Here is a 23,286-nt window from a genome sequence, read left to right as displayed (position 1 = left end):
TTTCCCGGGAGGCCCCGGTCCTCAAGCTTCGCCATGATCCCGCCTTCGCGCGGCGCAGTGACGCGCCCGCTTCAGAGACTTCATGCTGGTCTTCATTCTTCGCCGCCTGGTTCAGGCCCTGGTCGTCATGTTGTCGGTGGCTTTCATCGCCTTCATGCTGTTCCAGTTCGTTGGCGACCCCGTGACCAACCTGCTGGGCCAGGACGCGACCGAGGAGCAGCGCATCGCGCTGCGCAAGGACCTGGGCCTGGACCAGCCCTTCCCGGTGCAGTTCGCCCGCTTTGCGGCCAACGCGGCGCAGGGCGAGTTCGGCATCAGCCTGAGGCAGGGGCGCAAGGTGTCGACGCTCATCGCCGAGCGCTTTCCGGCGACGCTGGAGCTGGCCCTGGTCGCCGGTCTGATCGCCCTGGGCCTGGGCATTCCGCTCGGCGTCTATGCGGCTTTGCGGCGCGGCAAGGCAAGCGCGCAATTGCTGATGACGGGCACCCTGTTCGGCGTCAGCCTGCCCAATTTCGTCATCGGCATCGTGCTGATCTGGGTGTTCGCGGTGGAGCTGAAGTGGCTGCCCAGCTTTGGTCGTGGCGACGTCGTGGCCTTCGGGACATGGACCTCCGGTCTGCTGACCCGTGACGGCCTGCTGCATCTGATCCTGCCGGCCTTCACGCTGTCCGCCTTCCAGCTGACGCTGATCATGCGCCTGGTGCGCGCCGAGATGCTGGAGGTGCTGCGCACCGACTACATCCGCTTCGCACGCGCCCGCGGCCTGACCAACCGCAGCGTCTACTTCGGCCATGCGCTGAAGAACACGCTGGTGCCCGTCATCACCATCACCGGCCTGCAGCTGGGCTCGCTGATCGCGTTCGCCATCATCACCGAGCAGGTCTTCCAGTGGCCCGGCATGGGGCTGCTCTTCATCCAGGCCGTGCAGTTCGCCGACATCCCCGTGATGGCCGCCTACCTCTGTCTGATCTCGCTGATCTTCGTCGTCATCAATCTCGGCGTCGATCTGCTCTATTTCGCCGTCGACCCGCGCCTGCGTGTCGAGGGCAAAGCGCATTGAACATGAAGCCCCCACGCTCGCTTTGCTCTCTGCTCCCCGAAGGGGCGCGTCAGTGCCTTCGGGCGGCCGGGCGCCACTGACCATGGCAGTTGACGCCAATCCCAACCCCACACCGTCGACGTCCGCGCTGCGCGGCTTTTTCGACGGCGACGTCTGGCATTCCTTCCGCACCTCGCCCGTGGCGGTGCTGGCCGCCGTCATCGCGCTGGTCTGCTTCGTCTGCGCGCTGTTCGCGGAAGTCGTCGCGCCGCACAACCCCTTCGACCTGGCGACGCTGGAGCTGATGGATTCGTTGAAGCCGCCGTCCTGGGTCGATGGCGGCGAGCCCAGGTATTGGCTGGGCACCGACGGTCAGGGCCGCGACATCCTGTCGGCGCTGATGTATGGCGCACGCATCTCGCTGCTCGTCGGCATCGCGTCGGTGCTGCTGTCCATCCTGATCGGCGTCAGTCTCGGCCTGCTGGCGGGCTTCGTCGGCGGGCGAGTCGACGCCTTCATCATGCGCATCTGCGACGTGATGCTGTCCTTCCCGTCCATCCTGGTCGCGCTGATGATCAGCGGCGTCGGCCGCAGCCTGTTTCCGCATGCGCCCGACATGCTGGCCTTCGTCGTCCTCGTGCTGGCCATCTCGCTGACGGGCTGGGTGCAGTACGCGCGCACCGTGCGCGGCTCCACGCTCGTGGAGCGCAACAAGGAGTATGTGCAGGCGGCCCGCGTCATCGGCGTCAGCGGCTTTCGCATCATGCGCCGCCACGTGCTGCCCAATGTGCTCGGCCCCGTCCTGGTGCTGGCCACCATCCAGATCGCCTCGGCCATCATCACCGAGGCGACGCTGTCCTTCCTGGGCGTCGGCGTGCCAGCCACCAGCCCGTCCCTGGGCACCCTGATCCGCAACGGCAACGACTACCTGTTCTCGGGCGAGTGGTGGATCACCGCCTGGCCCAGCCTGACGCTGATCCTGATCACGCTCAGCGTCAACCTGCTCGGCGACTGGCTGCGCGACGCGCTCAACCCACGACTGCGTTAATGGCAATGACAGCTGCCCCGTTGCTTGAAGTCAGCCACCTGCGGGTGGAGTTCCCGACCCGCCGCGGCACGCTGCTGGCGCTGGACGACATCTCGTTCTCGATCGCGCCGGGCGAGATCCTCGGCGTCGTCGGCGAATCCGGCGCCGGCAAGTCGCTGACCGGTGCGGCCATCATCGGCCTGCTGGATCCGCCGGGCCGCATCGCCGCCGGCGAGATCAGATTGGCCGGCCGCCGCATCGACAACCTGCCTTACGAGCAGCTGCGCCGCATTCGCGGCAAGGAGATCGGCGCTGTCTTCCAGGACCCGCTGACCTCGCTGAACCCGCTCTACACGGTCGGCCGCCAGTTGACCGAGACCATCACCACCCATCTCGACCTGACGGGTGCCCAGGCGCGCGCGCGCGCCATCGAGTTGCTGGCCTCCACCGGCATTCCGGCACCGGAAGCGCGCATCGACCATTTCCCGCACCAGTTTTCGGGCGGCATGCGCCAGCGGGTCGTCATCGCCCTGGCGCTGGCGGGCAACCCCAAGCTCATCGTCGCCGATGAGCCGACGACGGCGCTGGACGTGTCCATCCAGGCGCAGATCATTGCGCTGCTGAAGAAGATCTGCCGCGAGCAGGGCGCGGCCGTCATGCTGGTGACCCACGACATGGGCGTCATCGCCGAGACCTGCGATCGCGTCGCGGTGATGTATGCCGGCCGCATTGCCGAGATCGGCCCGGTCGCCGACGTCATCCATCGCCCCGCCCACCCCTACACCGTCGGCCTGATGGGCTCGATCCCGGCGATGGACGAGGATCGCGAACGCCTGCTGCAGATCGATGGTTCGATGCCGCGGCTGACCGCCATCCCGCCAGGCTGTGCCTTCAATCCGCGCTGCCCGCGCGTCGTCGACCGCTGCCGCAGCGAGCGTCCCGATCTGGTCCAGGTCGGCGCCACGAATGCCGCCTGCTGGCGGCCCGTCACCGTGGAGGCCGTGCGATGAGCACCCACCTCGTCGAGGTGCAGGACCTCGCCAAGATCTTCGATGTGTCGCCGCCCTGGCTGAACCGCGTCGTCGAACGCAAGCCCAAGGCCTTCGTGCATGCGGTGGACGGCGTGTCCTTCGGCATCGAGCGCGGCAAGACGCTGGCCTTGGTCGGCGAAAGCGGCTGCGGCAAGAGCACGGTCGCGCGGTTGCTGGTCGGCCTCTACGGCACGACACGCGGCGCTGTGCGCTTTGACGGCGAAGACATCGCCAAGACGCTGGGCGGCCCGAACGCGCTCAAGCTTCGCCGGCGCATGCAGATGATCTTCCAAGATCCCTATGCGTCGCTGAACCCGCGCTGGAAGGTGCTGGACATCGTCGCCGAGCCGCTGCGCGAGCATGGCCTGGTGACCGACAACGCCGAGGCCCGGCGGCAGGTGGGCGAGCTGCTCAGTTCGGTCGGCCTGAACCCGGCCGATGCCGAGAAGTTCCCGCATCAGTTCTCCGGCGGCCAGCGCCAGCGCATCTCCATCGCGCGGGCGCTGGCGACCCAGCCCGAGTTTCTCGTCTGCGACGAGCCGACGTCGGCGCTCGACGTATCCGTGCAGGCCCAGGTCCTCAACATCATGAAGGACCTGCAGCGCCAGCGCGGCCTGACCTATCTCTTCATCTCGCACAACCTCGCGGTGGTGCGCCATGTGGCCGACCAGGTCGGCGTCATGTACCTCGGTCGCCTCGTCGAGGTGGCCGACAAGGCCGAGCTGTTCGCGCGGCCGCGCCACCCCTACACGCGCATGCTGCTGGATGCGATCCCCGACATCCACATGAGCGGCCGCTCCCGCACGCCGGTGCAGGGCGAGGTGCCGAATCCGCTTCAACCCCCCAGCGGCTGCAGCTTCCACCCGCGCTGCCCGCTGGCCAATGTGCGCTGCAAGGCCGAGCGGCCGGCGCTGCTGGAGATCAAGGGCGTGCGCGTGGCCTGCCACGCGGTGGAAGAGGGTCGCGCCTAGCGCGTGGGCGCCGAGGCCGCGCCGGCTGGCTTCGGCAGCGTCAGCGGCCCCTTCTGCCCGCAACCCATGAGGACGGTAAGGGTGATCAGCAGGGCACCTAAACTGACGGCAGTCTTCTTCATCCGCCCAGTTTATGTCCCTGTCCGACGCCGACTACCTCACCAAGGCCCATGCGCTGCTCGCCCGTATCGAAGAGCAGATCGATGGCTGGCTCGAGAGCGATGTGGTGGACATCGACACCCATCGCACGGGTGGCTTGCTCGAGCTGAGCATGCCCGGTGGCAGCAAGATCGTGCTGAACACCCAACCTCCGCTGCAGGAGATCTGGCTGGCAGCACGCTCGGGCGGCTATCACTTCAAGTGGGACGGCTCGCAGTGGGTGGACCGCGAGGGCCAGGAGTTCCTTGCCCGCTTGTCGAAATCCGCCAGCGAGCAGGCTGGCCAGGCGCTGACGTTCAGCGCCTGAACCTCTAGCGTTTGAAGAGATCTAGGATGGACTTCTTCTCGTCCTCGGTCGTTGCACCCGGCACGGCTGCGGGTTCGCTGGACAGCTCGCGCACGCCGTTGCCGGTCGTGTACTCCTCGTAGAACCATTCGCCATTGACGTTGACGATGCCTTCCGGCGGCGTCATCTCGTCGACGGGCTTGCCCTTCAGCGCGAAGCCCATGTATTCGATCCAGACCGGCAGGCTCAGGCCGCCGCCGGTCTCGCGGTCGCCCAGCTTGCGCGGCTGGTCATAGCCGATCCAGACGATGGCGACGAGGTCCTTCTGGTAGCCGGCGAACCAGGCGTCCATGGAGTCGTTGGTCGTGCCGGTCTTGCCGTAGATGTCGGGGCGCTTCAGCGTGGCCTGGGCGCGCGCCGCGGTGCCGCTGCGCGTGACCTCTTGCAACAGGCTGCTCATCAGGAAGGCATTGCGCGGCTCGATGGCGCGGGCGTCGTCGCTCAGCGTGACGGGCAGGGCTTCGTACAGCAGGCGGCCCTTGTTGTCGGTGATCTTGTTGATGAGCTGGGGCGTGACGCGGTAGCCGCCATTGGCGAACACCGCATAGCCCTGGGCCATCTGCATGGGCGTCACCGAGCCGGCGCCCAGCGCCATGGTCAGGTAGGCCGGATGCTTCTCGGCCTCGAAGCCGAAGCGCGTGATCCAGTCCTGCGCGTACTTCACGCCGATGGAGTGCAGCACGCGGATGGAGACCATGTTCTTGGACTTGGCCAGCGCCGTGCGCAGCGGCATGGGTCCTTCGAACTTGCCGTCGTAGTTCTTGGGCTCCCAGGGCTGGCTGCCCGTCGTGCCGGCGTCGAAGAACAGCGGCGCATCGTTGACGACGGTGGCCGGCGTGAAGCCCTTTTCCAGCGCCGCCGAGTAGATGAAGGGCTTGAAGCTGGAGCCCGGCTGACGCCAGGCCTGGGTCACGTGGTTGAACTTGTTCTTGTTGTAGTCGAAGCCGCCGACCATGGCATGCACCTGGCCGGTCTTCGGGTCCAGGGACACAAAGGCCCCTTCGACCTCGGGCAGCTGGGTGACGGTCCATTCATTGCCGTCCTTCTGCTTGACGGCCTTGACGACGCGGATGACGGCGCCACGGCGGATGCGGGTCTTGGGGTTGCCCTTGTCCGACAGGCCGGAGGCGACGGGCTTGAGCCCGTCGCCGATGATGGCGATGACATCGCCGCTCTGCAGCACGGCGGTCACCTTCTTGGGGTCGGCCTCCAGCACGACGGCGGCGAGCAGCTCGTCATTGGCGGGGTGGTCGGCCAGCACGAGGGCGATGCGGGCGTCCAGCTCCTTGGCGTCGCTCGGCAGGTCGGCATAGGCCTCGGGGCCGCGGTAGACCTGGCGCTTCTCGTAGTCGAGGATGCCGCGGCGCAGCGCGCGGTAGGCGGTGTTTTGCTCAGCGCTGTTCAGCGTCAGATAGACATTCAGGCCGCGCGAATAGGACTCATCGCCGTACTGGTTGAAGATCAGCTGGCGCGCCGCCTCGGCGACGAACTCGGCATGCGACACCGATTCCTGCACCGGGCGGATGCGCAGCTTCTCGGCCTTGGCTTCGTCGCGCTGCTCTTCGGTGATGTAACCCGTCTCGTACATCCGCTCGATGATGTATTGCTGGCGGATGTTCGCGCGGCGCGGGTTGTTGATCGGGTTGTAGGCCGAAGGGGCCTTGGGCAGGCCCGCCAGCATCGCCGCCTCGGCGATGCTGAGCTTGTCCAGCGTCTTGCCGAAGTAGATCTCGCTGGCCGCCGCGAAACCGTGCGCGCGGTGGCCCAGGAAGATCTGGTTCATATAGATCTCGAGGATCTTCTCCTTGGACAGGGCCGACTCGATCTTCAGCGCCAGCAGGATCTCGTAGATCTTGCGCGTGAAGGTCTTCTCCGTGGACAGGTAGAAGTTGCGCGCCACCTGCATGGTGATGGTCGACGCGCCCTGGCTGCGCGACTCGCCGACGTTGGCCAGGCCCGCGCGGATGATGCCCAGGTAGTCGACGCCGCCATGCTGATAGAAGCGCGCGTCCTCGATGGCCAGCACGGCCTCCTGCATGACCTTGGGGATCTGCTGGATGGATTGATAGTTGCGGCGCTCCTCGCCGAACTCGCCCAGCAGCACGCCGTCGCTGGACAGCACGCGCATGGGCAGTTTGGGCCGGTAGTCGGTCAGGCCGCTGATGTCGGGCAGGTTGGGATAGGCCAGGGCCAGGCCCAGGGCCAGCAGCAGGGCGACGGCCGCCACGCCGCCAGCCACCAGGCCCACACCCCACAAGGCCCAGCGGCCGAGGCGCGAACTCATGCTGATGGGCGGGCGAGAGGTGGATGTGCCGGCGGGTGAAGGACTGGATGCAGCGGAGCGGAGCTTGTCATTCATGAGCCGGCGGCGCGCGCCCAGGGGCGCGTTGGGAGGAGGCGGCGGATTATAGGAAGCACCGTCACGCCCTCCTTGTATACCCGCATGCCCAACCAGCAGCGTGCCAAACGACCGCTTCACATGTGTTTTTCAGTAGCTTGCAAGTCAATTGAATCGTGTATGTTTAGCAACGTGGCGTTACCAGCTTGGGCCGTTTTTCCGTTCGGCGTCAACGGCTTTGCTGCTAGCATTCAAGTAACTTATTAATAGTCCGATACGTAACTCGCGTGTCGGGAACAAAGGGCATGGGAATACTTGACGCACTTTTGGGTCGCAAGCACCCCCCCCTGATTGGCCTGGATATCAGTTCATCCAGCGTCAAGCTGGTGGAACTGAGCCAGACCAAGAGCGGTGAGTTCGTTCTTGAGCGTTTTGCCAGCGAGCCCTTCGAGAAGGGCTGGATCGCTGACGGCCAGATCGAAAAGTTCGACGAAGTCGCCGACGCAGTGCGCCGCGTGGTTGCGCGCAGCGGCAGCAAGACCCGCGACGCGGCCCTGGCCATGCCGCAGTCGGCCGTCATCACCAAGAAGATCATGTTGCCCGCCGGCCTGCGCGAGGAAGAGCTCGAGCTGCAGGTCGAGGCCGAGGCCAACCAATACATCCCGTTCTCGCTGGACGAGGTCAGCCTGGACTTCTGCGTCATCGGCCCCAGCCCCACGTCGGTGGGTGACGTCGAGGTGCTGATAGCCGCCTCGCGCAAGGACCGCGTGCAGGACCGCCAGGGCCTGGCCGAAGCGGCCGGCCTGCGGCCCGTCGTGCTGGACATCGAGTCGCATGCCTCGCGCATGGCCATGGGCCGCCTCATCATGGCCCTGCCCAACGAGGGCAAGGACGCCCTGGTCGCGCTGTTCGAGATCGGCGCCGACACCACCAGCCTCAAGGTGCTGCGCGACGATGAACTGCTCTACGACCGGGACCAGTCCTTCGGGGGCTCCCAACTGACACAGCTCATCTCACGGCAGTACGGCTTCTCCTTCGAGGAGGCCGAGCAGAAGAAGCTGGCCAACGAACTGCCCGAGGACTACGAGAGCAGCGTGCTCAACCCCTTCGTCGACAGCCTGTCCCAGGAAATCGGCCGGGCGCTGCAGTACTTCTTCACCAGCACCCCGCATCACAAGGTGCATTACGTGATGCTGGCCGGTGGCACGGCCACGCTGCCTGGCCTGAAGGAGCGCGTGACCGACCTGACGGGTTTCGCCTGCATGGTGGTCAATCCCTTCGAGAACATGGGCATGGGCTCGGCCGTGCGCGAGCCCAAGCTGCGGCGTGAGGCGCCGTCCTATCTGACCGCCTGCGGCCTCGCGATGCGGAGGTTCTTCCAGTGATCCTGATCAACCTGCTGCCTTACCGCGAAGAGCGGCGCAAGCGGCGCAAGCTGGCCTTCTTCACGGGCCTGGGTTTTGCTGGCCTGGTCGGCGCTGGCCTTGTCGTGGCGGCCTATCTGATGCTGCAGTTCCTGACTGCGGAACAGCAGTCGCACAACCAGTACATCCAGGGCCAGATCACGCTGCTCGAAGCCCAGATCAAGGACATCGCCGACCTGAAGGCCGAGATCGAGTCCTTGAAGGCGCGCCAGCGTGCCGTCGAGGACCTGCAGACCGACCGCAACACGCCGGTGCAGTTGCTCAACGATCTCGCCAGGCTCGCGCCCGAAGGCATCTACCTGACCGCCATCCGCCAGGACGCCAAGGTCGTCACCATCAGCGGCATCGCCCAGACGAACGAGCGCGTGTCCGAGTTCCTGCGCAATGTGTCGCGCAGCTCGGAGTGGCTGGAGAAGCCGGATCTCATCGAAGTCAAGCTCGCCACCGTCACGACCAACACGCGTGACCAGCGCCGCCTGCTGGACTTCTCGATGAAGGTCTCGATCAAGAGCCCGGTGCGCGAAGCCGCGCCGGGTGCTTCCGCGCCGAAGAAGAGCTGACCGCCATGGCGACCTCCACACCCAAGTTCGACCTGAATGCCTGGTTCGCCGATCTGGCGAGCCAGTTCCAGGGCCTCAACCCGAAAGAGCCGGGCCAGTGGCCGCTGCTGCCCAAGCTCGCGGCCTCGCTGGTCGTCATGCTGGCGGTGGCCATCGCCGGCTATGTCTTCGTGCTTTCCGACGTGCAGGCCGGCCTGGAAGCCGAACGCGACCGCGAGCCGCAACTGCGCCAGGACTATCACAACAAGCTGGGCCAGGCCGTCAACCTGCCCGAGCTGCGCAAGCAGAAGAGCCAGGTCGAGGAGTACGTGACCCAGCTCGAGAAGCAGCTGCCCGGCAAGGCCGAGATCGACTCCCTGCTGTCCGACATCAGCAGTGCCGGTGTCGGCCGAGGCCTGCAGTTCGAGCTGTTCCGCCCGGGTCAGGTGCTGATCAAGGACTACTACGCCGAGCTGCCGATCGCGGTGAAGGTGTCGGGCCGGTATCACGACATCGGCGCCTTCGCGGCCGATGTGTCGAACCTGTCGCGCATCGTCACGCTGCACAACCTCGTCGTCGTGGCGCCCGCGGGCCCGCGCGACGCGAATGGCGCTCTCAGCATGGAAGCCACGGCGCGCACCTATCGCTACCTCGACGCCTCCGAAGTCGCCGAGCAGAAGAAGGCCGCGACCAAGCCGGCGGGAGCCAAGAAATGAAGCGCCTGCTGATGCCCCTCGCAGTCCTGTTGTCGCTGGCCGGTTGCGGCAGCGACATGGACGAACTGCGCCAGTGGATGGCGCAGGAGCAGAAGGACGCCAAGACCACCGTCACGCCGCTGCTGCCGCCGAAGAAATTCCTGCCGCAGCCGTATGAATCGGCCGCCGGCGTGGATCCCTACAGCCCGCAGAAGCTCAGCGTCGCCATCAAGCAGGAAGCGGCCCAGCCGAATTCCCTGCTGACCGCCGAGATCAGCCGCCGCAAGGAACCGCTGGAAGCCTATCCGCTGGACGGCATGGTCATGGTGGGCAGCCTGACGCGCGACAACCGCCGCTATTCGCTGTTGCGCGTCGACAACTTGTTGTATCAGGTCAAGGCCGGGGACTACCTCGGTCAGAACTTCGGTCGCATCACCAAGATGAGCGAAACCGAGATCACGTTGCGAGAAGTCGTCCAGGACGCTGCGGGCGAGTGGATCGAGCGCACCAGTACCCTCCAGCTACAGGAGAAGGGACGATGAACAGTACACCGCAGGAGAATAAGTCGATGGGCCGTGGCTGGTTGCTGGGATTCGCGCTCACGCTGCTGGCCACGCCGGCGGCTTGGGCGCAGACGCAGATACGCGCGATCAACACCAGCCAGCAGGCGGGTGTGGAAGTCGTGCGCATCGAATTGAGTGAGCCTTTGCAGGCCGTGCCAACGGGTTTCACGATCCAGACGCCACCGCGCATCGCCATCGACCTGCCAGGGGTCGTGAATGCCCTGGGTCGCAACCAGGTCGAGATCAACCAGGGCAATCTGCGCTCGGCCAATGTGGCCCAGGCGGGTGAGCGCGCCCGTGTGGTGCTGAATCTGCGCCATGCCTCGAACTACAGCGCCAAGCTGGAGGGCAGCTCCCTGGTTCTGGTGCTGGACAGCGCGCCGCAGGTGGCTCCGGCCACCAACACCGAACCTGTCCATTTCGCGCAGAGCCTGAACGCCGCGCCCCAGCCCCTGCGCGATATCGACTTCCGCCGCGGCGCCGAAGATGCCGGTCGCGTCATCGTCAACCTGCCCAGCAACCAGGTCGGTGTCGACATCCAGCAGCAGGGCCAGAGCCTGGTCGTCGAGTTCCTGCGTTCCAGCCTGCCTGAGAACCTGCGCCGCAAGATCGACGTCGTCGACTTCGGCACGCCGGTGCAGACGATCACGACCACGCAGTCGGGTGACCGCGTGCGCATGGTCGTCGAGCCCAAGGGCAACTGGGAGCACAGCGCCTACCAGAGCGACAACCAGTTCGTGCTCGAAGTCCGTCCGCAGAAGATCGACCCCAACAAGCTGACCCAGGGGCCGGGCTATGCCGGCGACAAGCTGTCGCTGAACTTCCAGAACATCGAAGTCCGTGCGCTGCTGCAGGTCATTGCCGATTTCACCAACTTCAACGTCGTCACCAGCGACACCGTGACCGGCAGCGTCACGCTGCGCCTGAAGGACGTGCCCTGGGACCAGGCGCTGGACATCATCATGCAGGCCAAGGGTCTGGGCCTGAAGAAGTCCGGCAACGTGCTGTGGATCGCGCCCAAGGACGAGCTCGCGGCGAAGGAAAAGCTGGACCTCGAATCCAAGGCGGCCATCGCCCAGCTCGAGCCCCTGCGCACCCAGTCCTTCCAGCTCAACTACGTGAAGTCCGAGGACCTCGCCAAGGGCCTGACCGGCCAGGGCATCAGCGGCAGCGGCGGCAGCAATGGCTCCGGCGGCGGCACCCGCATCCTGTCGGCGCGCGGCAGCGTCATCTTCGAGCCGCGCACCAACCAGCTCTTCGTGTCCGACATCCCGAGCAAGCTCGAGGAGATCCAGGCCATGATCGCCAAGATCGACATCCCGGTGCGCCAGGTGTTGATCGAAGCGCGCATCGTCGAGGCCAATGACAAGTTCGGTCGCTCGCTGGGTGTCAAGCTCGGGGCCGCGGACGTGCGTGGCCTGCAGGGCGGCATTCCGGGTTACAGCGTCGGCGGCAGCAACTACGTGACCGTCGGCGGCAACTACAACGGCGTGGGTTACCAGACAGGGCTGAACACCGACAACAACTACAACAACACGCAGTTCGTCAACCTGGCGGCCAACACCTCGTCCGACGCCTTCAGCGGCGGCAACGCGGCGACGGTGGCGCTGTCCCTGTTCAGCGCGACGGCCAACCGCTTCCTGAACCTGGAGCTGTCCGCCCTCGAGTCCGACGGCAAGGGCAAGGTCGTGTCCAGCCCGCGCGTCATCACCGCCGATCAGGTCAAGGCCTTGATCGAGCAGGGCGAAGAACTGCCCTACCAGGTGGCCACCGCGAGTGGCGCCACGTCGGTGCAGTTCCGCAAGGCCAACCTCAAGCTCGAGGTGACGCCGCAGATCACGCCCGAAGGCAGCGTCATCCTGAGCGTGGACGTCAACAAGGACAGCCGCGGCACGCTGACGCCGCAGGGCTATGCCATCAATACCAAGCACGTTCAGACACAGGTGCTGGTCGAGAACGGCGGTACGGTTGTCATCGGCGGCATCTACACCCAGGACGAAGGCGAGACCGTGAACAAGGTACCGCTGCTGGGCGATGTGCCCATCCTTGGCAACCTGTTCAAGAACAAGACCCGCACGACCTCGAAAACCGAGCTGCTGATCTTCCTGACGCCCAAGGTCGTCAGCGAACGGCAGACGGTGCGCTGAGGTTTTACTGAATTGACGATGTGTCAGCTGCGCTGGCTACACACGGGAGTGCAAAGAGATGTTGAAGTTTGATGTTTGGAGCCGGATTGCGGTCCGTGCGCTGTTGGGCGGAGCCCTCGCGGCCGTCCTCACCGCTTGCGGTGGTGGTGGCGGCGCCGCCGGGACACCGATCAATGGCGGTGGTGGAGACACCAGCAGTCTGACGGCCCTGTCGATCACGGGCAATTCCAGCCTTCCCAATACGGGGACCGAGACGCTCGCCATCAAGGTGACGGCGTTGACCACTGGCAATACAGCGCTGATCGGCAAGGCAATTCCCATCAATTTCGCGGTGAGCAGTGGGGCGGTCGTCACGCCCGCCGGCACCAGCACCGGCACGGGCGATGGCACGTTGGCGGCGACGGTCAGCCTGGTGGACAAGACCAGCCGGACTGTCACGGTCACGGCATCGAGCGGCACCGTCAGCCAGACCTTCTCGTTCAACGTCGTGGACAGCGTCACCGGCAGCAAGGTGGCTGACATTTCCCTGGTGTCTGACAAGGCGACGCTGCCGAACAACGGCACCCAGGTGGTCAACCTCACCGCAACCACGCTCGACGCGTCACGCGGCGCCGCGGGTGGCGCGCCGCTGACCTTCGCCGTCGACGATCCGGCCAAGTCCGCCTTCGTCTCCGCGGCGGGCGGCGGCGCGGTGACCGACACCAACACAGGCCAGCTCAAGGCCACGGTGGAGTTGGGCAGCAACAAGACGAACCGGACGATCAAGGTCACCGCGACCAGCGGTACCGTGTCTCGCTCCATCAGCTTCGATGTGGTTGATTCGTCGGCGGTGACGCCTACCGCGGCCGACATGTCGATGAGCCTGAACAAGGCCACCATCGGCAATGGCGGCGGTGACACGGTCGACGTGACCGTGACGGCCGTGGACAGCGGCCGCAACGCGGTGTCTGGCATCGACGTGACCTTCAGCGTGGACTCCAACGCCGTCCTGGTGGTTGGCAACGGGAAGACCGCGGCCGACGGTACGGCCAAGGCTTCGGTCACCATCGGTGCCGACCGTTCCAACCGTCTCGTCACGGTGACGGCCAAGAGCGGCACCTTCGTGCGCCAAGCCTCGTTCCGCGTGACGGGTGCGAAGCTGCAAGCCACGCTGCAGCCCGCCACCTTGAAGGTGGGCGACCCGGGTCAGGTCCAGTACACCTTGACCGACGTGAACGCCAATCCCATGGTCGGTGTCACCCTCACGGTGTCCGGCCCGGGTCCGACCGCCAGCGCTACAGGCACGACCGACAGCAGCGGTCGCTACCTTTACAGCTATGTCGCAGCGGGCTCGGGACCGACGGCGATCTCCGCACAGGCGGGCGGTGCGACCATCACCAGCACCGTGCAGATCGACGCCAAGCTGTCCGACGTGCCGGCCGCGGTCGACATTGCCTCGGCCACCTTCACCGTGGCCCCGTCGGTCGTCAGCGTCAATGCCGTCGGCTCCAAGGACAACCGCGCCGAACTGCGCCTGCTGTTCCTGACCGCCAACAACGTGCCCGTGCCCAACGTCCGAGTGCGTCTGGGCCTGGGAGACAACGCGGCCGGCACGGATGGCGACATCGGTTCGGGCAAGGATGCCATCGTCACGTCCGACGCGAATGGCGTGGCGGTGTCAAGCTTCATTCCCGGCCAGCGCGCCAGTTCGACCGATCAGGTCAAGATCTACGCCTGCTACGCCAAGGACGACAGCGTCGAGACCATCCTCGCCTGCCCTGCCAGCCGCAAGCTGTCGGTTTCGCTGACCGTTGTGGAGCAGCCGCTGTCGATCAGCATCGGTTCCGCCCAGGAAATCGCAGTAGGTGCGAACGGCCAAACCTACACCGTTAAGTTCACTGTTCTGGTGGTGGATGCCGCAGGCAATCCCAAGTCGGACGTGCAGCTGACACCGCTCCTCGATTTGCCGAGCTACCAGAAGGGCGAATGGGTTTACAGCGACGCGGATCAGAAGTGGGGGCAGATCATCAGGGCCAAATGTATTGCGGAGGACAGCTCAATCAACGGCTTCCGCAACGGCACGATCGAGACATTCAACGGTGTTTCGGAGGATGTGAACGGTAACGGCCAGTTGGAGCCCCGCAAGTCCGACGTGTCCATCGCCATGATCAGCACGACCAAGACTGATGCGAACGGCACGGCCCTGCTTCGCATCGAGTATCCGCAGAACTATGGTGAATGGGTCGAATATTCCATTCGTGTCGCCGCTTCTGGCGTGGTGAGTCCACCGGCCGTGTGGGGGCGAGTTGCCACGCCGGGCTACACCCTGAATTCCTTGGTGGGCAATAAGGAACTCACGCCGGTCCCGGACACCGTGATCAAGACGCAGGCAAAGCCGCCGTTCATCAAGAGCCCGTACGGAATATCCGCGTCTTGTTCCGACCCCAACTGACGATGCCACCGGGGGCAGTCTGGACCCGTTCGTGATTGCCCTGGTGGGCATGCCCGGCGGTGGCAAGTCCACCGTCGGCAAACAACTGGCACGCCAAATCGGCGTGCCTTTTGTCGATTCAGACCATGAAATCGAGCTGCGCATCGGCGGCAGCATCAAGCAGTTCTTCGAGCGCCATGGCGAGGACGAATTCCGGGACGTCGAGACCGAGGTCATCGGCGAATTGATGGCCCGGCCCGGCGATTGCGTGCTGGCCACCGGTGGTGGCGCCGTGCTGCGGGAGCGCAATCGCGAGCTGCTGCATGAGGGCGCAACCGTGCTCTATCTGCGCTCCACCCCCGAAGATCTGTTCCGGCGCCTGCGCCATGACACGACCCGGCCTTTGCTGCAGGTGCGCGACCCGCTCGCCAAGCTGCGCGAGCTGCACCAGCAGCGCGACCCGCTCTACCGCCGTTGCGCCCACTATGTGCTCGAGAGCGCACGCCCGTCCGTGCACGCCCTCGTCAACATGGCGCTGATGCAACTGGAGCTGGCTGGTCTGCTCGACCCGACGCGCGTGGCCGCGACAGTGGGGGCCGAGCCGCTTTGATGCCGGCTTGACGGCAAGCGGAGGGCCGCCCCAGGGGGGCGCTCTTACACTCGACGGCATGCCTGCTACCGATACCGTCCGCATCCAGCTTCCTGACGACCGCGCCTACGAGATTCGCATCGGTTCCGGCCTGCTGGACGAGCCCGCCAGCTGGCAGCAACTGCCCAAGGCCGCGGCAGCCGTCATCGTCAGCAACGAGACCGTGGCGCCGCTGTACGCCGCACGTCTGTGTGAACGCCTGCAGGCTGTCTATCGCCGCGTCGACCTCGTCGTGCTGCCGGATGGCGAGCAGCACAAGGACTGGGCCAACCTGAACCGCATCTGCGACCACCTGCTCGGCGAGGCCCTGGACCGCAAGACCGTGCTGTTTGCGCTGGGTGGCGGCGTCATCGGCGACATGACCGGCTTCGCGGCCGCCATCTATATGCGCGGCGTGCCCTTCGTGCAGGTGCCGACCACCTTGCTGGCCCAGGTGGATTCGTCCGTCGGCGGCAAGACGGCCATCAACCACCCGCTGGGCAAGAACATGCTCGGCGCCTTCTACCAGCCCGAGCGGGTGATCGCCGACCTCGACACGCTGGACAGCCTGCCCGACCGCGAGCTGCGTGCCGGCCTGGCCGAAGTCATCAAGTACGGCCCCATCGCCGACGCCGGCTTCCTGTGCTGGATCGAAGACAACCTCGATGCGCTGCTGGCCCGAGACAAGGCCGTGCTCGGCTACGCGGTGCGCCGCAGTTGCGAGATCAAGGCCGACGTGGTGGGCCAGGACGAACGCGAGCAAGGGCTGCGCGCCATCCTGAATTTCGGCCACACCATCGGCCATGCGATCGAAGCCGGCATGGGTTACGGTGCGTGGCTGCACGGTGAGGCCGTCGCCTGCGGCATGGTGCTGGCGGCCGACCTGTCGCAGCGCATGGGCTTGATGCCGGCCGAGTTCGTCGAGCGCCTGCGCCGCCTGGTCGAGAGGGCAGGGCTGCCGGTGCAGCCGCCCAAGCTGGGGGCCGAGCGTTATCTGTCGCTGATGCGCGTGGACAAGAAGGCCGAGGCCGGCGAGATTCGCTTCGTCCTCATCGAGGCGCTGGGCCGGGCCGGCCTGCACGCTGTGCCCGACGCGCGCATCGTCGAGACGCTGGTGGCACACGGGGCCGCCTGAGATGTCGATTTTGCGCCCGGCCTACGCCGCCGACCCGGCGCGCAGCCGCGGCCGCCGCCTTGCAGAGCCGGCCGCGCCGACGCGAAGCGAGTTCCAGCGCGACCGCGACCGCATCATCCACAGCACGGCCTTCCGCCGTCTCGTCTACAAGACCCAGGTCTTCCTCAATCACGAGGGCGACCTGTTCCGCACGCGGCTGACGCATTCGCTCGAGGTGGCCCAACTCGGTCGCTCCATCGCGCGCAGCTTGGGCCTGGACGAAGACTTGGTCGAGGCCGTGGCCCTGGCTCATGACCTCGGCCACACGCCCTTTGGCCATGCGGGCCAGGACGTGCTGGACGAGTGCATGAAAGGCCATGGTGGCTTCGAGCACAACCTGCAGTCGCTGCGCGTCGTCGATCAACTTGAGCAGCGCTACCCGGCCTTCGACGGGCTCAATCTCTGCTTCGAAACGCGCGAAGGCATCCTCAAGCACTGCTCACGTCGCAACGCCGAACTGCTCGAGGCTGACGAACCGGGTGGCATCGCAACGCGCTTTCTCAACGGCGGCCAGACCAGCCTGGAGGCCCAGCTCTGCAATCTCGCCGACGAGGTGGCCTACAACGCACATGACGTCGACGACGGCGTGCGCTCGGGCTTGATCGAGCTGGAGCAGTTGCTGGAGGTCGAACTGGTGCGCGAGCACTGGCGGGCGTCGCTGGACGCCCATCCTGGCTTGGCGGGCAAGCGTCTGCTGTTCGAGACCATCCGTCGCATGTTGTCGGCGCAGGTCTACGACATCATCGACGCCACGCGCGCCGCACTGGCCGACGCGGCGCCCGCCGACGTCGAGGCGGTGCGCCGGGCCGACAAGCCCTTGCTGCGCTTCAGCCCGGAGATGCGAGCCAAGAGCACGGCGCTGAAGCGCTTCCTGTTCGCCAATCTCTATCGCCACGCCCAGGTTCAGTCGACGCGCAACCGTGCCGAGCAGGTGCTGCGCGACCTCTTCGCGGCCTACTCGGCCGACGCCAGCCAGATGCCGGCCGACTTCGCCGACCGCCCCGACCGCGAGCGCGCCTGTGCCGACTACATCGCCGGCATGACCGACCGCTTCGCCATCCGCGAGCACCTCAGGCTGACCGGCAAAAGCCTTTTCTGATTCGCCCTCACAAATTGGGGTCGGAGTCGATTATTCTGAATGCTCCTGCCAAGGCCGCTGTGCCGATAGGGATGCATTCATGGCCCGTCTCCCTCGACTGATCCTGCCGGGTCAGCCTCACCACGTCATCCTGCGCGGCAACAACCGCCAGGCCATCTTCTTCAGCGACCATGATCGCCAGCACATGCTGGCCACCCTGGCAGAGGTTGCGGCGCAATACCGGGTGGCCATCCATGCCTATGTGCTGATGGACAACCACCTGCACCTGCTGCTGACGCCGCCGGAGGTGGACGCCCTCAGCCGCATGATGCAGTCGCTCGGCCGTCGCTACGTGGCCTGGTTCAACACTCGCCACCAGCGCAGTGGCACGCTTTGGGAAGGGCGCTTCCGAGCCGGGCTGATCGAGGGCGAGCGGCACCTGCTGGCCTGCATGCGCTATATCGAGCTGAATCCGGTGCGAGCGGGCCTCTGCCAGGAAGCGGCGCAGTGGCCTTGGTCGAGTGCCGCGCATCACCTCGGCCGCACCCGCAGCGCCTTGGTCACCGAGCACGAGCTGTATTGGTCGCTGGGCAACACACCCTTCGAGCGTGAGCATGCCTATGCGGAGTTGATGGAGCAGGGCACCACGGCCCTGGAGCAGGCGCAGTTCACCGAAGCCGTGCTGCGTGGCCGACCGGTGGGCAGCGAGGCTTTCCTGGGCGTTTTGGCTGACGTTCACCCGAAAGTGGCGATCAAGCGGCCGCGCGGGCGGCCACGCAAACCAACACAGCCGTCGCCCCAGGGCGAGATCGGCTAGCTGCTTTGACTATGGCCCCAATTAACTTGCACGAGCAACGGAGACAAAATTAAATTGACTCTGACCCTAATTTAATCAAGTTGCCGCATTTGCTGCACTGCATTAATCTTCCGCCCTGTTGTGTTCCAGGAGGGCGCCATGAGCCACGCTGCGCAGATTCAAGCCGAGATCCAAGACCTTGCCGAGCACGGGCTCTACCGGCCGGGCAATGAGAAGGATGCCTGCGGCCTCGGCTTTGTGGCGCATATCAAGGGCCAGAAGGCGCACAACATCGTCCAGCAGGGGCTGAAGATCCTCGAGAACCTGGACCACCGCGGCGCGGTGGGTGCCGACAAGCTGATGGGCGACGGCGCCGGCATCCTGATCCAGATCCCGGACGAGTACTACCGCGCCGAGATGGCCAAGCAGGGTGTCAACCTGCCGCCGCCCGGCGAGTACGGCGTCGGCATGATCTTCCTCCCCAAGGAGGCCGCCTCGCGCCTCGCCTGCGAGCAGGAACTCGCCCGCGCCATCAAGGCCGAGGGCCAGGTGCTGATCGGCTGGCGCGACGTGCCGGTGGACCGCGACATGCCCATGTCGCCGACCGTGCGCGAGAAGGAGCCGGTGATCCGCCAGATCTTCATCGGCCGCGGCCCGGACATCATCGTGCCTGACGCGCTGGAGCGGAAGCTCTACGTCATCCGCAAGACCGCCTCCAGCGCCATCCAGGCCTTGAAGCTCACGCACAGCCGCGAGTACTACGTGCCCAGCATGAGCTGCCGCACCGTCATCTACAAGGGCCTGCTGCTGGCCGACCAGGTCGGCAAGTACTACCTGGACCTGGCCGACCCGCGCGTCGTCTCGGCCATCGCCCTGGTGCACCAGCGCTTCTCCACCAACACCTTCCCCGAGTGGCCGCTGGCCCACCCCTACCGCATGGTCTGCCACAACGGCGAGATCAACACGGTCAAGGGCAACTTCAACTGGATGCGCGCCCGCGAAGGCGTCATGAAGTCGCCGGTGCTGGGCGACGACCTGAAGAAGCTCTACCCGATCAGCTTCGAGCACCAGTCCGACACGGCCACCTTCGACAACGCCATCGAGCTGCTGACGATGAGCGGCTACCCGCTCGCTCACGCCGCCATGATGATGATCCCGGAAGCCTGGGAGCAGCACGAGGGCATGGACGAGCGCCGCCGCGCCTTCTACGAGTACCACGCCGCCATGATGGAGCCGTGGGACGGCCCGGCCGCCATGGCCTTCACCGACGGCCGCCAGGTCTGCGCCGCGCTGGACCGCAATGGCCTGCGTCCGGCCCGCTACTGCATCACCGACGACGACCTCGTCGTCATGGCCTCGGAAAGTGGCGTGCTGCCCATTCCCGAGGCCAAGATCGTCAAGAAGTGGCGCCTGCAGCCCGGCAAGATGTTCCTTATCGACCTGGAGCAGGGGCGCATCGTCGATGACGAGGAACTGAAGAATCAGTTTGCCAACGCGCGCCCCTATCGCCAGTGGATCGAGAACGTCCGCGTCAAGCTGGACGATATCGCCGTGCCCGAGACTGCCCGCCCGGGCTTCACGACGACGCTGCTGGACCGCCAGCAGGCCTTCGGCACGACGCAGGAGGACATCAAGTTCCTGCTCGCCCCCATGGCCGCCAATGGCGAAGAAGGCATTGGCTCGATGGGCAACGACTCGCCGCTGGCGGTGCTGTCGGGCAAGAACAAGCCGCTCTACAACTACTTCAAGCAGCTGTTCGCCCAGGTCACGAACCCGCCGATCGACCCGATCCGCGAAAACATCGTGATGTCGCTGAACAGCTTCATCGGCCCCAAGCCGAACCTGCTGGACATCAACGCCATCAACCCGCCGATGCGCCTGGAAGTCAGCCAGCCCATCCTGGACTTCGACGACATGGCGCGCCTGCGTGGCATCGAGGCGCCCACCCACGGCAAGTTCAAGCCCAGCGAGCTGGACATCACCTATCCGCGCGACTGGGGCCGTGCCGGCGTGGAAGCGCAGCTGGCCTCGCTGTGCGCTTCGGCCGTGGACGCGATCAAGACCGGCCACAACATCCTCATCATCACGGACCGCCACCTCAGCGCCGACCGCATCGCCATCCCGGCGCTGCTGGCCCTGTCCGCCGTCCACCATCACCTGGTGCGTGAAGGCCTGCGCACGACGGCCGGCCTGATCGTCGAGACCGGCACGGCCCGCGAGGTGCACCATTTCGCCGTGCTGGCCGGCTACGGTGCCGAAGCCGTCCACCCCTACCTCGCGCTCGAGACGCTGGAGGCCATGGGTGATGAACTGCCGGCCAAGCTGACGGCCGAGCAGGCCCGCTACAACTACATCAAGGCGGTGGGCAAGGGTCTGTCCAAGATCATGTCCAAGATGGGCATCTCGACCTATATGTCCTACTGCGGCGCGCAGATCTTCGAGGCCATCGGCCTGAAGGCGGACTTCGTCGAGAAGTACTTCCGCGGCACGGCCACCCAGGTGGGCGGCATCGGCGTCTTCGAGGTGGCCGAGGAAGCCATCCGCATGCACGAGGCGGCCTTCAGCGATGACCCGCTGCTGGACAGCATGCTGGAGACCGGCGGCGAATACGCCTGGCGCACCCGCGGCGAAGAGCATATGTGGACGCCGGACGCCATCGCCAAGCTGCAGCACGCAGCGCGTTCGGGCAAGTTCGAGACCTACAAGGACTACGCCCAGCTCATCAACGACCAGAGCAAGCGCCACATGACGCTGCGCGGCCTGTTCGAGTTCAAGTTCGATCCCGCAAAGGCCGTGCCGCTGGAGGAAGTCGAGTCGGCGGCCGACATCGTCAAGCGCTTCGCCACCGGTGCGATGTCGCTGGGCTCCATCTCCACCGAAGCCCACGCCACGCTGGCCGTCGCCATGAACCGCATCGGCGGCAAGAGCAACACGGGTGAGGGCGGCGAAGACCCGGCCCGCTACCGCAACGAGCTCAAGGGCATCAAGATCACCGATGGCACCAAGATCAGCGATGTGATCGACGGCAAGGTCATCGCCGTCGACTACGAGCTGAAGGAAAACGACAGCCTGCGCTCCAAGATCAAGCAGGTTGCATCCGGCCGCTTCGGCGTCACGACGGAATACCTGGTCAGCGCCGACCAGATCCAGATCAAGATGGCCCAGGGCGCCAAGCCCGGCGAGGGCGGCCAGCTGCCCGGCGGCAAGGTATCCGAATACATCGGCATGCTGCGCCACTCGGTGCCGGGTGTCGGCCTCATCAGCCCGCCGCCCCACCACGACATCTATTCCATCGAGGATCTGGCCCAGCTCATCCACGACCTGAAGAACGTCAACCCGAAGGCGGACGTGTCGGTCAAGCTGGTGTCCGAAGTCGGCGTGGGCACAGTGGCCACTGGTGTGGCCAAGTGCAAGGCCGACCACATCGTCATCGCCGGCCATGACGGCGGCACCGGCGCCTCGCCGTGGTCGTCCATCAAGCACTGCGGCACGCCGTGGGAGCTGGGCCTGGCCGAAGCCCAGCAGACCCTGGTGCTGAACCGCCTGCGCGGCCGCGTGCGCGTGCAGGCCGACGGCCAGATGAAGACCGGCCGCGATGTCGTCATCGGCGCGCTGCTGGGCGCCGACGAGTTCGGCTTCGCCACCGCGCCGCTGGTGGCCGAAGGCTGCATCATGATGCGCAAGTGCCACCTCAACACCTGCCCGGTGGGCGTGGCCACGCAGGACCCGGTGCTGCGCAAGAAGTTCACCGGCCGCCCCGAGCATGTCGTCAACTACTTCTTCTTCGTCGCCGAGGAAGCGCGCCAGATCATGGCCCAGCTGGGCGTGCGCAAGTTCGACGAGCTGATCGGTCGTTCGGACTGGCTGGACACCAAGAAGGCCATCTCGCACTGGAAGGCCAAGGGCCTGGATTTCGCCCGCATCTTCCACCGCCCCAACGTTCCCGCCGACGTGGCCCGCATCCACAACGATGTGCAGGACCATGGTCTGGAGCGTGCGCTCGATGTGAAGCTCATCGAGAAGTGCCTGCCCGCCTTCGAGAAGGGCGAGAAGGTGCAGTTCATGCAGGAAGTGACGAATGTGCGCCGCTCGGTGGGTGCGCGCCTGTCCGGCGAGCTGATCCGCCGCAAGCCCGAGGGCCTGCCCGACCACACCATCTTCATCCAGATGGAAGGCACGGGCGGCCAGAGCTTCGGTGCCTTCCTGGCCCAGGGCATCAGCTTCTATCTGATCGGTGACGCCAACGACTACACCGGCAAGGGCATGTCGGGCGGCCGCATCGTCGTGCGTCCCAGCATCGACTTCCGTGGCGACGCGACCAAGAACATCATCGTCGGCAACACGGCGTTGTACGGCGCGACACGCGGCGAGGCCTTCTTCCGCGGCGTCGCCGGCGAGCGCTTTGCGGTGCGGCTGTCGGGCGCGACGGCCGTCGTCGAAGGCACCGGCGACCATGGCTGCGAGTACATGACCGGCGGCACCGTTGCCGTGCTCGGCAAGACCGGCCGCAACTTCGCGGCCGGCATGAGCGGCGGCATCGCCTACGTCTATGACGAGGACGGTCACTTCGCCAAGCGTTGCAACACCAGCATGGTGTCGCTGGAGAAGCTGGCGACCTCGACCGAGCAGGAAGCCAGCGTCGACAAGGCCATCTGGCATCGCACCAAGGGTGTCGACGGCGTGGACCGCGAGGCCCAGACCGACGAAACCATCCTGAAGAAGCTGCTGGAAGACCACCACCGCTGGACTGGCAGCCAGCGCGCCCGTGACATCCTCGACCACTGGGCCGAGTCGCGTGCCAAGTTCGTCAAGGTGTTCCCGAACGAATACCGCCGTGCCCTGGGCGAGATCAACGCCGCCAGGGAAGCCGCACAAACCATCGCTCAGGCCAAGGCGCCTGAAGCAGTCAAGGCTTAAGGAG

The 23,286-nt window shown here is 65.9% G+C and carries 18 protein-coding genes; 16 read left to right on the top strand and 2 right to left on the bottom strand.

Annotated elements, in window-relative coordinates; translation table 11 throughout:
• Positions 1-82 precede the first annotated feature (82 nt).
• The 4 genes from AC1D2H_RS24940 to AC1D2H_RS24925 all read left to right on the top strand — a co-directional run bounded on the left by AC1D2H_RS24940 (position 83) and on the right by AC1D2H_RS24925 (position 4,068).
• Entirely contained in the window at positions 83-1,060 is a 978-nt protein-coding gene (locus AC1D2H_RS24940) for an ABC transporter permease (protein WP_477930493.1), read from the top strand.
• Positions 1,061-1,142: 82 nt separating this feature from the next.
• On the top strand, positions 1,143-2,087 hold the full coding sequence (locus AC1D2H_RS24935) for an ABC transporter permease (RefSeq protein WP_477930491.1): 945 nt from the start codon (positions 1,143-1,145) through the stop codon (positions 2,085-2,087).
• 5 nt (positions 2,088-2,092) lie between these two features.
• Complete coding sequence (locus AC1D2H_RS24930; RefSeq protein ID WP_478012788.1) at positions 2,093-3,076, top strand: ABC transporter ATP-binding protein; 984 nt, start codon at positions 2,093-2,095, stop codon at positions 3,074-3,076.
• Entirely contained in the window at positions 3,073-4,068 is a 996-nt protein-coding gene (locus tag AC1D2H_RS24925) for an ABC transporter ATP-binding protein (RefSeq protein ID WP_477930488.1), read from the top strand. The genes AC1D2H_RS24930 and AC1D2H_RS24925 overlap by 4 nt, the downstream gene beginning before the upstream one ends.
• Here AC1D2H_RS24925 and lptM read toward each other — a convergent pair.
• Complete coding sequence (lptM, locus tag AC1D2H_RS24920; RefSeq protein WP_477930486.1) at positions 4,065-4,190, bottom strand: LPS translocon maturation chaperone LptM; 126 nt, start codon at positions 4,188-4,190, stop codon at positions 4,065-4,067. The two genes, AC1D2H_RS24925 and lptM, sit on opposite strands and share 4 nt — an antisense overlap.
• Before the next feature lie 11 nt (positions 4,191-4,201).
• Here lptM and cyaY point away from each other — a divergent pair, with 11 nt between their 5' ends.
• Complete coding sequence (gene cyaY / locus AC1D2H_RS24915; protein WP_477930485.1) at positions 4,202-4,534, top strand: iron donor protein CyaY; 333 nt, start codon at positions 4,202-4,204, stop codon at positions 4,532-4,534.
• A 4-nt stretch (positions 4,535-4,538) separates the two neighbouring features.
• Here the strand turns inward: cyaY and AC1D2H_RS24910 are convergent, their stop codons facing one another.
• Positions 4,539-6,857, bottom strand: coding sequence for a penicillin-binding protein 1A (locus tag AC1D2H_RS24910; protein ID WP_477930484.1), 2,319 nt, complete (start codon positions 6,855-6,857; stop codon positions 4,539-4,541).
• Between the two features lie 359 nt (positions 6,858-7,216).
• On the opposite strand from AC1D2H_RS24910, the gene AC1D2H_RS24905 reads away from it, so the two are divergent.
• The 11 genes from AC1D2H_RS24905 to AC1D2H_RS24855 all read left to right on the top strand — a co-directional run bounded on the left by AC1D2H_RS24905 (position 7,217) and on the right by AC1D2H_RS24855 (position 23,282).
• Positions 7,217-8,296: a pilus assembly protein PilM gene (locus tag AC1D2H_RS24905; protein WP_478012787.1), complete on the top strand. Its 1,080-nt coding sequence runs from the start codon at positions 7,217-7,219 to the stop codon at positions 8,294-8,296.
• On the top strand, positions 8,293-8,895 hold the full coding sequence (locus AC1D2H_RS24900) for a PilN domain-containing protein (RefSeq protein ID WP_477930480.1): 603 nt from the start codon (positions 8,293-8,295) through the stop codon (positions 8,893-8,895). Before AC1D2H_RS24905 ends, AC1D2H_RS24900 begins: the two co-directional genes overlap by 4 nt.
• A 5-nt stretch (positions 8,896-8,900) precedes the next feature.
• Positions 8,901-9,590, top strand: coding sequence for a type IV pilus inner membrane component PilO (locus tag AC1D2H_RS24895; RefSeq protein WP_477930478.1), 690 nt, complete (start codon positions 8,901-8,903; stop codon positions 9,588-9,590).
• Positions 9,587-10,111 (top strand): pilus assembly protein PilP, encoded by a 525-nt coding sequence (locus tag AC1D2H_RS24890; protein WP_477930477.1) that lies wholly within the window; start codon positions 9,587-9,589, stop codon positions 10,109-10,111. Before AC1D2H_RS24895 ends, AC1D2H_RS24890 begins: the two co-directional genes overlap by 4 nt.
• Before the next feature lie 26 nt (positions 10,112-10,137).
• Positions 10,138-12,279, top strand: a complete 2,142-nt coding sequence (locus tag AC1D2H_RS24885) for a type IV pilus secretin PilQ (protein WP_477930601.1) — start codon at positions 10,138-10,140, stop codon at positions 12,277-12,279.
• A 58-nt stretch (positions 12,280-12,337) separates the two neighbouring features.
• Complete coding sequence (locus tag AC1D2H_RS24880) at positions 12,338-14,710, top strand: autotransporter outer membrane beta-barrel domain-containing protein (RefSeq protein ID WP_477930476.1); 2,373 nt, start codon at positions 12,338-12,340, stop codon at positions 14,708-14,710.
• A gap of 31 nt (positions 14,711-14,741) precedes the next feature.
• Complete coding sequence (locus tag AC1D2H_RS24875) at positions 14,742-15,299, top strand: shikimate kinase (RefSeq protein ID WP_477930474.1); 558 nt, start codon at positions 14,742-14,744, stop codon at positions 15,297-15,299.
• A gap of 58 nt (positions 15,300-15,357) precedes the next feature.
• Positions 15,358-16,452, top strand: a complete 1,095-nt coding sequence (aroB, locus tag AC1D2H_RS24870; RefSeq protein WP_477930472.1) for a 3-dehydroquinate synthase — start codon at positions 15,358-15,360, stop codon at positions 16,450-16,452.
• A 1-nt stretch (position 16,453) separates the two neighbouring features.
• On the top strand, positions 16,454-17,590 hold the full coding sequence (locus AC1D2H_RS24865; RefSeq protein ID WP_477930470.1) for a deoxyguanosinetriphosphate triphosphohydrolase: 1,137 nt from the start codon (positions 16,454-16,456) through the stop codon (positions 17,588-17,590).
• 79 nt (positions 17,591-17,669) lie between these two features.
• The gene (locus tag AC1D2H_RS24860) at positions 17,670-18,386 is read left to right on the top strand and encodes an REP-associated tyrosine transposase (protein ID WP_477930469.1); all 717 of its coding nucleotides are present in this window, start codon (positions 17,670-17,672) and stop codon (positions 18,384-18,386) included.
• A gap of 138 nt (positions 18,387-18,524) precedes the next feature.
• Positions 18,525-23,282, top strand: a complete 4,758-nt coding sequence (locus tag AC1D2H_RS24855) for a glutamate synthase-related protein (RefSeq protein WP_477930467.1) — start codon at positions 18,525-18,527, stop codon at positions 23,280-23,282.
• The last annotated feature ends 4 nt before the right edge of the window (positions 23,283-23,286 follow it).

The sequence above is a fragment of the Roseateles sp. P1_C1_2 genome, from assembly GCF_056406535.1.
This window is presented reverse-complemented; position numbering and strand designations above follow the sequence as displayed.